At 68.3% G+C, this 13653-nt stretch carries 9 protein-coding genes and 1 pseudogene; 8 read left to right on the forward strand and 2 right to left on the reverse strand.

Annotated features, from left to right (window positions below; translation table 11 throughout):
- The first annotated feature begins 24 nt into the window (after nucleotides 1-24).
- A complete protein-coding gene (locus AC5Y5E_RS09870; protein WP_499902807.1) occupies nucleotides 25-612 on the forward strand; it encodes an LmrA/YxaF family transcription factor in 588 nt (195 codons plus the stop codon).
- Nucleotides 609-2837, forward strand: coding sequence for a molybdopterin-dependent oxidoreductase (locus tag AC5Y5E_RS09875; protein WP_499902808.1), 2229 nt, complete (start codon nucleotides 609-611; stop codon nucleotides 2835-2837). The genes AC5Y5E_RS09870 and AC5Y5E_RS09875 overlap by 4 nt, the downstream gene beginning before the upstream one ends.
- On the opposite strand, the gene AC5Y5E_RS09880 is transcribed toward AC5Y5E_RS09875, so the two are convergent.
- On the reverse strand, nucleotides 2834-4819 hold the full coding sequence (locus tag AC5Y5E_RS09880; RefSeq protein ID WP_499902809.1) for a M13 family metallopeptidase: 1986 nt from the start codon (nucleotides 4817-4819) through the stop codon (nucleotides 2834-2836). The two genes, AC5Y5E_RS09875 and AC5Y5E_RS09880, sit on opposite strands and share 4 nt — an antisense overlap.
- A 42-nt stretch (nucleotides 4820-4861) precedes the next feature.
- On the opposite strand from AC5Y5E_RS09880, the gene AC5Y5E_RS09885 reads away from it, so the two are divergent.
- From AC5Y5E_RS09885 to AC5Y5E_RS09895, 3 genes are all read left to right on the forward strand, one after another.
- Entirely contained in the window at nucleotides 4862-5488 is a 627-nt protein-coding gene (locus tag AC5Y5E_RS09885) for a hypothetical protein (protein ID WP_499902810.1), read from the forward strand.
- Nucleotides 5485-6174 (forward strand): hypothetical protein, encoded by a 690-nt coding sequence (locus AC5Y5E_RS09890; protein WP_499902811.1) that lies wholly within the window; start codon nucleotides 5485-5487, stop codon nucleotides 6172-6174. The genes AC5Y5E_RS09885 and AC5Y5E_RS09890 overlap by 4 nt, the downstream gene beginning before the upstream one ends.
- Nucleotides 6175-6522: 348 nt before the next feature.
- Nucleotides 6523-9840, forward strand: a complete 3318-nt coding sequence (locus AC5Y5E_RS09895) for a helix-turn-helix transcriptional regulator (RefSeq protein WP_499902812.1) — start codon at nucleotides 6523-6525, stop codon at nucleotides 9838-9840.
- A 230-nt stretch (nucleotides 9841-10070) separates the two neighbouring features.
- Here AC5Y5E_RS09895 and AC5Y5E_RS09900 read toward each other — a convergent pair.
- A pseudogene (locus AC5Y5E_RS09900) lies at nucleotides 10071-10167 on the reverse strand (LuxR C-terminal-related transcriptional regulator); the annotation flags it as partial.
- A gap of 287 nt (nucleotides 10168-10454) precedes the next feature.
- Between AC5Y5E_RS09900 and AC5Y5E_RS09905 the strand changes: the two are divergent.
- The 3 genes from AC5Y5E_RS09905 to AC5Y5E_RS09915 all read left to right on the forward strand — a co-directional run bounded on the left by AC5Y5E_RS09905 (nucleotide 10455) and on the right by AC5Y5E_RS09915 (nucleotide 13609).
- A complete protein-coding gene (locus AC5Y5E_RS09905) occupies nucleotides 10455-10580 on the forward strand; it encodes a hypothetical protein (protein WP_499902813.1) in 126 nt (41 codons plus the stop codon).
- A complete protein-coding gene (locus tag AC5Y5E_RS09910; RefSeq protein WP_499902814.1) occupies nucleotides 10577-12175 on the forward strand; it encodes an FAD-dependent oxidoreductase in 1599 nt (532 codons plus the stop codon). Before AC5Y5E_RS09905 ends, AC5Y5E_RS09910 begins: the two co-directional genes overlap by 4 nt.
- Nucleotides 12176-12265: 90 nt before the next feature.
- The gene (locus AC5Y5E_RS09915) at nucleotides 12266-13609 is read left to right on the forward strand and encodes a PE family protein (protein WP_499902815.1); all 1344 of its coding nucleotides are present in this window, start codon (nucleotides 12266-12268) and stop codon (nucleotides 13607-13609) included.
- Nucleotides 13610-13653: the final 44 nt, after the last annotated feature.

Below are 13653 nucleotides of genomic sequence, written 5' to 3' on the forward strand. Positions count from 1 at the left end.
CGGATTATGTATAGCATCATACATATGCGTAGCCCCCGCGAGCGGATGGTGGTTTCCGCCGCCCTGCTGATCCGGGAGCGCGGGGCGCACGCCACCGCCATCTCGGACGTTCTCGAGCACAGCGGGGCGCCGCGCGGGTCGGCCTATCACTACTTCCCGGGAGGGCGGACCCAGCTGCTCTGCGAGGCCGTCGACTACGCCGGCGAGCACGTGGCCGCCGTCATCGCCGAGGCCGGCGGCAGCCTCGAGCTGCTGGACACGCTGTTCGAGAAGTACCGCCGCCAGCTGCTGGACAGCGACTTCCGCGCGGGCTGCCCCGTCGTCGCGGTCGCCGTCGAGGCCGGCGAGCAATCCGACCGCGAGCGGATGGCGCCGGTGGTCGAGCGCGCGGCGGCGGTGTTCGACCGCTGGTCAGACCTGATCGGGCATCGCGTCGTCGCCGACGGCGTGGCCCCGGACCGTGCCGACGAATTCGCGGTGCTGGCGACGAGCGCGCTCGAGGGCGCGATCGTGCTGGCCCGGGTGCGGCGCGACCTGACACCCCTTGATGTCGTGCACCGGCAGCTGCACCGGCTGCTGGCGGCCGAGCTCTCCGAGAGGAATTCGCAATGACGACCACCGATTGGCAGCCCACCGCCTGCATCCTGTGCGAATGCAACTGCGGCATCGTGGTGCAGGTCGAGGATCGCAAACTGGCCCGCATCCGGGGTGACAAGGAGCATCCGGGGACGCAGGGCTACACCTGCAACAAGGCGCTGCGGCTGGACCACTACCAGAACAACCGCGCCCGCCTGACGTCGCCGATGCGCCGCCGCGCCGACGGAACCTTCGAGGAGATCGACTGGGACACCGCCGTTGTCGAGATCGCCGAGGGCTTCAAACACATCCGCGACACCTACGGCGGCGACAAGATCTTCTACTACGGCGGCGGCGGGCAGGGCAATCACCTGGGCGGGGCCTACAGCGGGGCGTTCCTGAAGGCGCTGGGCGCGCGCTACCGGTCAAATGCGTTGGCACAGGAGAAGACCGGCGAAGCGTGGGTGGATGCGCACCTGTACGGCGGACACACGCGCGGCGAGTTCGAGCACGCCGAGGTGTCGGTGTTCGTCGGCAAGAACCCGTGGATGTCGCAGAGCTTCCCCCGGGCCCGGGTGGTGCTCAACGAGATCGCCAAGAATCCGGCCCGGTCGATGATCGTGATCGATCCCGTCCTCACCGACACCGCCAAGATGTCCGACTTCCATCTGCGGGTCCGGCCCGGGACCGACGCCTGGTGCCTGGCGGCGCTGGCCGCCGTCCTGGTTCAGGAAAACCTCTGCAACGAAGCGTTTCTCGCCGAGCACGTGCACGGCGCCGACGCCGTCCGCGCGGAGCTGCGCGAGGTCCCGGTCGGCGACTACGCGCAGCGCTGCGGCGTCGACGAGGAATTGCTGCGCGCGGCCGCGCGGCGCATCGGCAGCGCCGCCAGCGTCGCCGTGTTCGAAGACCTCGGCATCCAGCAGGCACCGAACAGCACGCTGTGCTCCTACCTGAACAAGTTGCTGTGGATCCTCACCGGCAACTTCGCGAAAAAGGGTGGCCAGCATCTGCATTCGTCACTCGCACCGCTGTTCAGCACGGTCACGGGCCGCACGCCCGTCACCGGCGCGCCGATCATCGCAGGGCTGATCCCCAGCAACGCCGTGCCCGAGGAGATCCTGACTGATCACCCGGACCGCTTCCGGGCGATGGTCGTCGAAAGCGCGAATCCCGCCCACTCGCTGGCCAATTCGGCGGCGTGCCGGGAGGCGTTCGGATCGCTGGAGCTGATGGTGGTCGTCGACGTCGCGATGACCGAGACGGCCAGGCTGGCCCACTACGTGCTCCCCGCGGCGTCGCAGTTCGAGAAGCCGGAAGCCACGTTCTTCAACTTCGAATTCCCGCACAACGGTTTTCAGCTGCGCCGCCCGCTTCTGGAGCCGCTGCCGGGCACCCTGCCCGAACCGGAGATCTGGGCCCGGCTGGTACGCGCTCTCGGGGTGGTCGGCGACGCCGACCTGCGACCCCTGCGCGAGGCAGCGCAGCGGGGCCGCCAGGCCTACACCGAGGCATTCCTCACCGCGGTGGGCGGCAACCCGGCCATGGCGAAGCTGCTGCCCTACGTCCTGTACGAGACGCTGGGGCCCACGCTGCCGGCGGGCATGGCCGGGGCGGCTGCCCTGTGGGGGCTGGCCCAGAAGACCGCCATGACCTATCCGGACGCGGTCCGGCGGGCCGGCCACGCCGACGGCAACGCGCTGTTCGACGCGATCCTGGACAACCCGTCCGGGGTCACGTTCACCGCGCACAACTACGAGGATGACTTCGCGCTGATCGGCCACTCCGATCACAAGATCGCGCTGGAAATCCCCGAAATGCTGGACGACCTAAGGGCTTTGGCCGCGGCGCCGCCCGAGCTGACCACGTCGGAGTTCCCGATCGTGCTGTCGGTGGGCGAGCGGCGCGCCTACACCGCCAACGACATCTTCCGCGACCCGTCCTGGCGCAAACGCGACGCCGACGGGGCGCTGCGCGTCAGCGTCGAGGACGCCCAGGTGCTCGGGCTCGTCGACGGGGGCCGGGCGCGCGTCAGCACCGCGGCCGGCAGCGCCGAGGCGACCGTCGAAGTCACCGAGACCATGCTCGCCGGGCATGCCGCCCTGCCCAACGGTTTCGGTCTCGACTACCTCGACGAGGACGGGTGCACCGTCGTTCCGGGCGTCGCCCCGAACGCGCTCACCTCCACCGAATGGCGCGACCCCTACGCGGGCACACCGTGGCACAAGCACGTGCCGGCGCGCATCGAGGCGGTTGCCTAGTTCCAGATCCGGACCCGGCTCGCCGGGGCCAGGTACAGCGCGTCCCCCTCGGCCACGCCGAAGGCCTCGTAAAACGCGTCCATGTTGCGGACTACGCCGTTGCAACGGAACTCCGGCGGGGAATGCGGGTCCACCGCGAGGCGCCGGATCGCTTCGGCGTCACGCGATTTGGTTCGCCACACCTGCGCCCAGCCGTAGAACACGCGCTGCACGCCGCTCAGGCCGTTGATGACCGGGGCGGCCTGGCCGTTCAGCGACAGCTGGTAGGCCAGCAGCGCGATGGACAACCCGCCCAGGTCGCCGATGTTCTCGCCGACCGTGAAGGCGCCGTTGACGTGGTGGCCGTCGCCGAGCGCCCGCGGCACGTACGCCTCGTACTGTTCGATCAGCGCGTTGGTGCGGGCGCCGAACTCGGTGCGGTCGTCGTCGGTCCACCAGTCGACCAGGTTGCCGTCGCCGTCGTACTTGGCGCCCTGGTCGTCGAAGCCGTGCCCGATCTCGTGGCCGATCACCGCGCCGATCCCGCCGTAGTTGGCGGCGTCGTCGGCCTCGGCGTCGAAGAACGGTGGCTGCAAAATGGCTGCGGGGAAGACGATTTCGTTCATCCCCGGGTTGTAATAGGCGTTGACGGTCTGCGGCGTCATGAACCACTCGTCGCGGTCCACCGGGCCGCCGAGCTTGGCCAGCTCGCGGTCGTGGTTGACCGCGTACCCGCGCCGGTAGTTGCCGTACAGATCGTCGCGGTCGATGACCAGCTTCGAGTAGTCGCGCCACTTTTCGGGGTAGCCCACCTTGGCGGTGAACTTCTGCAGCTTGGCCAGCGCGCGCTCGCGGGTCTGCGGCGTCATCCAGTCCAGGTCGCCGATGGACTGGCGGTACGCCGCCTTCAGGTTGTCCACCAGGGTGTCGATCCGGGCCTTGGCGTCCGGCGGGAAATGCCGCTGCACGTAAAGCTTTCCGACGGCGTCGCCCATCAGATTCTCCACCAGGGCCACCGCGCGCTTCCAGCGTTCCCGGATCTGCTCGGCGCCGGTCAGCAGCCGGCCGTAGAAGTCGAAGTCCGCGGCGACCAGGTCGTCGGTCAGCCAGGCGGCACGGGCGCGGATCAAACGCCAACGGGCCCAGCGCTTCCAGTCCTCGAAATCTTCGCTGTCCCATAACGCGGCGAATGCGGCCAGGTAATCCGGTTGCCGCACAACCACTTCCGCGAGCGCATCGGGCGTGCCGCCCAGCGCGCTCACCCAGCCGTCCCAGTCGAAGCCGGCCGCGTCGGTCCGCAGCTCGGCGAACGTGCGCAGGTTGTACGTGAGGTCTGCGTCGCGGCGCTTGACCACGTCCCAGTGGGCGGCGGCGAGCTTGGCCTCCAGCGCCACGATCCGGGCCGCGGTGTCCGCGTGGGTTCCGGGGTCCCCGCCGTAGACGAGGCCGAACATCCGCGCGATGTGTCCCGGGTAGGCGGCCAGCACCTCGGCGTGCCGCTCCTCGCGGAAATAGGACTCGTCGGGCAGGCCGATGCCGGACTGGGAGAAGTGCACCAGATAGCGGGCCGAATTCTTGGCGTCGGTGTCGACGTACATCGCCATGCCCCCGCCGACCCCGGTGCGCTGCAGGGCGCCGACCGCGGCGGCCAGCGCAGCGGTGTCGGCGCAGTCGTCGATGACGGCCAGCTCGTCGAGCAGCGGCTGCACGCCCCGGCGCTCGACGGCGTCCTCGTCGAGGAAGCTGGCGTAGAGGTCACCGATGCGTTGCGGGTCGGTCCCCGCCGCGGCGCCCCGCTCGGCCGCCTCGGTGATCAGGTCGCGCACCTGCTCTTCGGCGCGGTCGTACAGCGCGCGGAACGCGCCGTCGGTCGCCCGGTCCGGCGGAATGTCGTAGTCATCCAGCCAGCGGCCGTTGACGTGGCCGAAAAGGTCGTCTTGGGGGCGGGCGTTCGCGTCGACAAAGCTCAGGTCGACGCCCGATCGAATGGCCTCTACTGTCACCCCGCCATCCTTCCATCTTCTTTTGGATGCGACGATCGGCCCATGTCAGACGACGCCGAGGCTGTCGAAACCGAAGACGACGTCGAAACCGAAGACGAATCCGAACCCGCGGGCGGGCGGATCTTCTCCACCTACGGCATCGCGTCGACGGTCCTCGGTGTGCTGGCGGTCGCCGCCGTCGTGCTCGGCTACGTCATCTGGTCCGCGCACCGCGACGAGCTGGCCGAGCGCGTCTATCTGACCCGCGTCATGCAGACCGCCGCCGAGTGGACGGGCGTGCTGATCAACATGAACAGCGGAAACATCGACGCCAGCCTGCAAAAGCTGCACGACGGGACGGTCGGGGAACTCAACACCGACTTCGACGCGGCCGTGGACCCCTATCGGCAGGTGGTGCAGAAGCTGCAGTCGCAGAGCGCCGGGCGGATCGAGGCGGTGGCGATCGAGACGGTGCACCGCGACCTGGACACCCAGCCCGGCGCCTCCCGACCGGTGGTAACGACCAAGCTGCCGCCGTTCGCCAGCCGGATGGACTCGGTGATGCTGGTCGCGACGTCGGTCAGCGAGAACGTCGGCGCCAAGCCGCAGGTCGTGCACTGGAACCTGCGGCTCGAGGTGGCCGACGTCGACGGCAAGCTGATGATCTCCGGGCTGAGTTCCATCCGATGAGAAACATCTGGCGCCTGCTGGCCTTCGACATCGCGGCCCCGCTGGCCGCGATCGCCGCGCTGTTGGCGATCGGGTTCGTCCTCGGCTGGCCGCTGTGGTGGGTGTCGGCGTGCTCGGTCTTGGTGCTGCTGATCGTCGAGGGGGTGGGGGTCAACTTCTGGCTGCTGCGCCGCGATTCGGTCAGCGTCGGCACCGACGACGACGCCCCGGGGCTGCGGCTGGCCGTCGTCTTCCTGTGCGCGGCCGCCCTGTGCGCGGCCGTGCTTACCGGGTACACGCACTGGACCAAGACGGACCGCAACTTCAAGAAGGACACCCGCGAGGTGGTTCAGGTCGCCACGGGCATGGCCGAGGCGATGGCCTCGTTCACCCCGAACACCCCGACCAGCTCCATCGACCGGGCCGCGGCAATGATGGTGCCGGACCAGGCGGACGCGTTTCGGGAGCAGTACCGGAAGTCGAGCGCGGAACTGGCCCAGCACAACGTGACGGCGCAGGCCGCGACGCTGTCGGCGGGGGTCGAGGCGCTGGGGCCGTCGGCGGCCAGCGTGGCCGTGATCCTGCGGGTCACCCAGAACGCCCCGGGCCAGCCGCCCAGTCAGGCCGCGCCCGCGCTGCGGGTGACGCTGGCCAAGAAGGGCGACACCTGGCTGGTGTCCAACGTGACGCCGATCAACGCCCGCTGACGCGTCAGTAGTGAGCCAGTCCGAATCGCCCAACGGGGGCTCCGGTTCCGGAGGCGGGACCCAAACGCGCGGCCATTCCGCCGCCATTTCCTGGCGTCGTTGTGTCAGCGGCTGCCAGGGCCAATGGCTGCGGAGTAGCGGTGGCGGTGGCAGTGTGCTGGTGGACTGGTAAGACCCGCTTCGTAGCGGAGAACTTCGGCGAGCCCGACGGCGATGCGCGCTTGGCGGCGGGTGGGGCCGACGATGATCCGGGGTGCCTCACAAAACGCCGGCCGGGGGCGTAAATCCGCGTGCTGTGTGCCGGGCTTTACGCGTTTGTGCTGATGTTTTCCCAGTCGCCGTGCCTGGATGCTGGCTAGCATGAGCGCAATTGATTTGCCGGCGGAAACGCCGCTGCCGACCTGGAACGAGCAGAGCGTGGGCGAGCTGCCAACCGGAACCGTGACGTTGCTCCTTGCCGACGTCGAAGGCTCCACACGGCTGTGGGAAACCCAAGCGGAATCCATGACCACCGCACTGGAGCAGCTCAATGACAGCGTCGACGAATTGGTCGCCGTCCACGGCGGGGTGCGGCCCGTCGAGCAGGGCGAGGGCGACAGCTTCGTCGCCGCGTTCGCCCGCGCCAGCGATGCCGTCGCCTGCGCACTGCAGCTGCAGCTCGCCGTCCCGCCCCCGATCCGCATCCGCATCGGCCTGCACACCGGGGAAGTGCAGTTGCGTGACGCCGGCACCTATGCCGGACCCACCATCAACCGGACCGCGCGACTACGCGATTTGGCCCACGGCGGGCAGACGGTTCTTTCCGGCGCCACCGAACAGCTGGTCATCGACCGGCTCCCCGTCGGCGTCTGGCTGACTGACCTGGGCGTGTACGCCCTGCGCGACTTACCACGGCCGGAACGGGTCATACAACTCAATCACCCCGAGCTGCGCAACGACTTCCCGCCGCTGCGCAGCACCAATGACACTGGCGGGTCGCATCTTCCGGTCCCGTTGACGAGCTTCGTGGGCCGCGGCCCGCAGATCAGCGACATCTTGCAGCTCGTCAAAGAGAACAGGCTGGTGACCCTGACCGGGGCGGGCGGCGTCGGAAAGACCCGGTTGGCGGTGCAGGTCGCGGGCGAAGTGGCAACCGAATTCGCCGGCGGGGTCTGGTTTGTCGACCTTGCGCCGGTCACCAACCCTCTTGTCGTGCCTGTCGTGCTGGCGCGCACCTTGGGACTTGTCGACCAGCCAGGCCGCTCAACGATGGAGACGGTGGCGAAGTTCGTCTGCAACCGCACCATGCTGCTGGTATTGGACAATTGCGAGCACCTCCTGGACGCCAGCGCGGACCTGATGATGGCTCTGCTCGACGCAGGCCCGGACGTGACGATCCTGGCGACCAGCCGGGAGCCGATCGGTATCGCAGGGGAGCTGACTTGGCGGGCTCCGTCGCTGTCGGTGGACGGCGAAGCGGTCGAGTTGTTCGTCGACCGTGCCCGCCGGACCAGGCCGGATTTCCGCCTGACCGAAGACAATTCGTCCGCGATCGCCAAGATCTGCCGGCGCCTCGATGGCATGCCGTTGGCGATCGAGCTGGCGGCCGCAAGGATTCGCACGCTGTCGCTGACCCAGATCGTCGAGGGCCTGCACCACAACTTCCGCCTGCTCGCCGGCGGCGGGCGTACGGCGGTTCGCCGCCAGCAGACATTGCGCGCGTCCATCGACTGGTCGCACGCCATGCTCACCGAACCCGAACGCGTTCTGTTTCGCCGCCTGGCGGTGCTCATGGGTGGCTTCGACCTCGACGCTGCCCAGGCTGTGGGCGCCGACGCGGACGTCGAGCATTTTCAGCTGATCGACCTGCTCGGCCTGCTCGTGGACAAATCGCTGGTCATCGCCGAAGAAACCGACGCCACCATGCGCTACCGCCTGCTGGAGACCGTCCGACAGTACGGGCTGGAAAAGCTCACGGAATCCGGCGAAGCCGAGACCGTGCGGACCCGACACCGCGACCACTACACCGAAGCTGCGGTGACGTTGGAATCGCAATCAGGCGGCGACGGTGCACCGCTAATCCCGTGGGCCGAACTCGAGATGGACAACCTGCGAGCCGCCTATGCGTGGAGTTGCGATGCCGCGGAGTTCGGGCCGGCGTTGCGGCTCGTCTCGGCGTTGCAGCGGATCTGGCTGACGCGGGGGCGCTTCCGGGAGGGCGTGGCCGGGTTCGACGCAGTCTTCGGCGACGAGCGTTACCGCGACGTCGATGTCGCGCCTGGGGTCTGGGAGCGGGCGGTAGCCGACGCCGGGTTGCTAGCGGTCTGGTTCTCTGTCCCGGCTAGCCTGCGGCGCGCGGAAGAAGCCCTGGCCGCCGTGCGCCAATTCGGCGACCAGGCACTCGTCGCACGTGTCTTGATGACATGCGGCATGCTGGCGATCTACAACCCCGAATTGGCACGCTCGTATCTCGCCGAGGCGGCGGATCTGGCTCGTGCATCGGGTGATGTTGCGGCGCTTTGTCACCTGCGCGCCTACCAATGCTTCGCGGGCGTTGTTGTCGGAGATCCAATCGTTGCCCAGGCGGCCGGCGAGGAGGGGCGAGACCTCGGGGACGCTCTCGGCGAGAATTTCATGTCCCGGTACAGCCGGATGTTTCTCAGCATTGCGCTGTCGCTGCAGGGCAAGCTGGCCGAGGGCCTGCTGGTGTCCCGTTCGCTGGTCGAGGAGGCACGGGCGGCCGGGGACCGCCCGATGGAGGCATTCGGCCTGATAGCGCTGGCGCAAACGCTCGCGTTCACCGGCGATGCCGCGACGGCGCGCGAGTCGGCCGAAGCCGCCCTGGAAATCGGGGCCACCTTGGGCGGATTCCACGAGGACAGCACCTACGTGGCCTTGGCCACTGCCGCGCTGGCGGGGGGTGACCCCGCTATGGCGAAAGAAGCCTGCGACGCGGCATGGCGGCACACCTATCCGTTGAAGGAGCTGTTCACCAGGAGCATCGTGCCGATGGCCAACGCGGACCTGGGCTGTGGGGATCTCGCCGCCGCCCGCCACTGGGCGGACGACACGGTTGCGGCCGCTCCGGGGTGCCATCAGATGTTGGCGCTGACCGCGCGCGCCCGGGTCACCATTGCCCAGGGCGAGCCGCAGCAGGCCGAAGCCGACCTGCACGATGCCGTCGCAGTCGCCGAGCGCACCGGCGGGCACCTGTTCCTCCCGGATGCCCTCGAATGTCTCGCATCACTGGCCGCCGACACCAATCCCGAACATGCCGCCCGACTTTTCGGCGCGGCCGACGCCATGCGGCAGCGGCACGGTGAGGTGCGTTTCAAGACCTACCAAGACGGCTATGACACGGCGGTGGAGATCGCACGGGAAACGTTGGGGCAGCATGCCTTTGAGACTGCATGGTCGAAAGGCAACGCGCTGTCCACCGCCGAGGCCATCAGCTATGCGCAGCGCCGTCGCGGCGCACGCGGGCGCCCGGCCAGCGGTTGGGAGTCGCTGTCACCCACCGAACTCGACGTCGTTCGACTCGTCAGCGAAGGACTGGGAAACAAGGAGACCGGCGCGCGCCTGTTCATCTCCCCACGTACCGTGCAGTCCCATCTCACGCACATCTACGCCAAGCTCGGAGTGTCCTCGCGGGTGCAGCTCGTCCAAGAAGCCGCTCGACATGCCTAAGTTAGATTTAGGTATGGCATGACCGCATCCGCATGAGCGGTGGCTCCTACGATGCTGAACGGCGAGGCGGTTGACACGATGCGAGTCAGGTGAAACCGTGCCTGTTGTAACGGAATTCGACATTTCTCACCTGTGCGCTCCCGGCTAGCGTTGTCGACCAGGTTGCCGGTGCTTCAACCGCGGGTTGCTTGCTGCGCCAGTTGTACGCGTGAGGTCAGGCCGAGTTGGTTCTAGACGTGGGTGAGGTGGGCTTGGACGGTGCGCCGAGATGAACAGGCGCGCGCCGGTCCCCTTGTTTCCCAGTCCTTCGCTGACGAGCTGGGCCACGCCGACGTTCGTCACGTTGCGCCCGCCGTCGAGGATGTCGAACTCGCCGGCGTCACAGGCGCCCATGAAACCAGGGTCAGGGCTGGGCGGGCCCACCACCCTGCCCATCGCATTCGACCCCGCCCGCAAGACCGCTGACGGCTTCGAAGATCTCTGATGCCGACTGTTGGATGACTGACTCGTCCAAATGGGGTAGCCGACTACTCAACCGTGCGGTCGCCGCCCGTCATAGCGTACCGATCAGCCCCAGGTACCGATGTTCAGTCGACGCCAAGTGAGGAAACCCCATGGTCGAGACCGTTGATGATGTCGCCCTAACGCGCCACTTGCTCGGTCCGAATTTGTTCTACCTCACCCACGGTCCCTGGCTGCGCGCCACGCCCGCGCCGCTTTTACGCGTAACCGCGCAGTGACCTTCGCCGCCGGTTCAGCGAGTTACGCGTTCTGGCCGATGATCCCGGCGCCTGGGCGTCCGACTCTGGACGTACCGCATCCCGCAAGCCCAACCATCACCTTAAAGGAGACCGCCGCGATGAAAGCCTCAGCAACACCGAAGATTGAGGAAACCCCTTCGCGGACAACGCAAATGATCGGGGCCCGCGACGAATGGCTTGGTGAGCATGCTGTCGTTTTGGGAGCAAGCATGGGTGGTTTGCTGGCCGCGCGGGTGCTGGCCGACTTTTATACCAGGGTCAGCGTGGTCGAGCGCGATTTGTTGCCCACTGACCCGGTCAACCGGCGCGGTGTTCCCCAGGGCCGGATGATCCACGCGGTTCAGGCGCGCGGCACACAGATTATGGACGAGCTGTTTCCCGGGTTTGTCGATGAGCTCGCCGCCGCAGGCGTGGCCACCTGGGATGGCCGCGACTTCTCCAAGGTATGCGTCTCGGTGGGCGGGCATCAATTTGTCGCGAAAGGCGTTGCGCGCGGCGGACGGTCGATGTCCATCACGTTTCCCAGTCGGCCGCTGCTGGAATGGAACCTGCGCCGGCGAGTCCGCGCGCTCGCCAACGTACGGCTCATCGAAGGCCATGACGTGGTGCGGCTGACCGCCTCGCCCGATCACGACCGCATCACCGGCGTCCGGATGGTCAACCGCGCCACCGCCACCGAGACGTCGCTGGGGGCTGATCTGGTCGTCGACGCCACCGGCCGGGGATCGCGCACACCGACCTTCCTCGAGCAGCTCGGCTACCGCAGGCCGCCCGAAGACGAGCTGATGGTCCAGCTGGCCTACGCCTGCCAAACGATGCGCATCCCACCCGGCAGCATCGCCGAACACATGATCATCATCAACCCCGAACCGGGCCGGCCCACCATGTTCGCTGGCATCGGCTACGAAAACGACACCTGGATGTTCGCCGTGGGCGCCATGGCCGGACGGCAGCCACCGAGCGGGCGCGACGAGATGATCGCCATGGCACGCGAGTTCGCGCCCGCGCATGCGCTTGAGGCACTGCAAGCCGGTGAACCCCTCGGCACGATCGCCCACCACCGGGTGCCCTCGAATCGGTGGCGACGCTACGACAAGATGCGCCGCTTCCCCAAAGGGCTACTGGTGTTCGGCGACGCCATCTGCAGCTTCAACCCGATCTACGGCCAAGGCATGACCGTCGCCGCGATCGAAGCGACCGTCTTGCGGGACTGCCTGCACCGCGGCGCTCATTACCTGCACCGGCGCTTCTTTCGTGCGAGCGCCAAACACCTGCGGGTGGCGTGGTACACCGCCGTGGGCTCCGATCTGGCCCTGCCCGAAGTCGTCGGGCCGCGCCCGGTCTCCATGCGCCTGAGTAACGCCTACCTACAGCGGGTCTTCACCGCCGCCGAGACCGACATCGACGTCGCCCAACAATTCGTGCGCGTGATCGCCATGATCGACCCCCTACGGCGGCTGTTAGGACCCCGCTTTGCGCTGCGGGTTGCGCGAGCCAATCGGCGCCCGCAGCCGACCAGCCCGGCCCGCGACAACTCACCCGACCTGCTCGACTTCTCCGTCGGACCCTGGTGAACCACCGACACGAATACCACTGTCCAACAACACGTCTGACAGCCGATAACCCGACCACACCCAAAAGGCAAGCTCAAGGAGGAACCCAAGATGTCGTTCGTTTTAACCGCACCGGAATACGTGGCGGCCGCGGCAACAGATCTGGCCGACATCGGTTCGACGATCAGCTCCGCCAACACCGCGGCCTCACACGCGACGTCAACCATCACCGCCGCGGCCGGTGACGAGGTCTCAGCGGCCATCGCGGCCCTCTTCGGCGCCCACGGGCAGGCCTATCAAGCCCTCAGCTCCCAAGCCGAGCAATTCCATCAACAGTTCGTCCAACTCCTCAACGGTGGTGCGTCGCAATACGCGCTTGCCGAGGCAGCCAATGCCAACCCCCTACAGACGCTCGAGCAAGACGTCCTCGGCGTCATCAATGCGCCCAGCGAACTGCTTTTACAGCGCCCGTTGATTGGCAACGGCACCAACGGGTTGCCGGGAACCGGCCAGAATGGCGGCGCCGGCGGAATTCTCTGGGGCAACGGCGGCAACGGCGGCTCCGGCGCGCCAAACTCACCCGGCGGTAACGGCGGCCCCGCTGGGCTGTGGGGCAACGGCGGCCGCGGCGGGGCCGGCGGCCTAAGCACCACCGGCTCCCCCGCTGGCGCTGGTGGCGCCGGCGGCACCGGCGGGTTGCTGTTTGGCAACGGCGGGCCAGGAGGCGTCGGCGGCGTCTATGACTCCACCATCTTTCCCTCCAGCGGCGTCGGCGGCGGCGCAGGCGGGGCCGGCGGCAACGCAATCGGGTTATTCGGCAGCGGCGGCACCGGAGGGGCCGGCGGCACCGCTACCGGCGTCACCGAAGGCGGCGCAGGGGGGCACGGCGGCCACGGCGGCCTGATATACGGCAACGGCGGCGGCGGCGGCAACGCCACAGACGGCACCATCGCCGGCAGCCAGCCCGCCGGCAACGGCGGGAATGCCGGGCTGATCGGCCACGGTGGCCACGGCGGGGCTGGCGCAGACGCTGTCGGCGCTGGGGCCAGTGGTGCCGGCGGTGCCGGTGGTCTCGGCGGGGCGCTGATCGGCAACGGTGGCGACGGCGGCCCCGGCGGGGAATCCAGCGCAACTGGCGGCACGGGCGGTGCCGGTGGCAACGCGATTGGGCTGTTCGGCAACGGCGGGAACGCCGGCGACGGAGGCCAGGGTGGCGCAACCGCCGGTAGCGGTGGTCACGGTGGCAATGGCGCCCTAATCGGTAACGGCGGTAACGGCGGCAGCGCCGGGACCGGCGTCGCCAAAGGTAACGGCGGTGATGGTGGCAGTGCCATCCTGATCGGCAACGGCGGCTACGGCGGCAACAGCTTCGGCACCGGTAGCACCGTCGGACAAGGCGGTAGCGGCGGGATATTGCTCGGCGTGCCGGGGCCCGACGGGCAGCGAGGGCCCTAGCCACTGTGGTGAGCGCCCAGGTCCTCTAAAACCGACCAAGCGCC

Source organism: Mycobacterium sp. NGS54, from assembly GCF_059812465.1.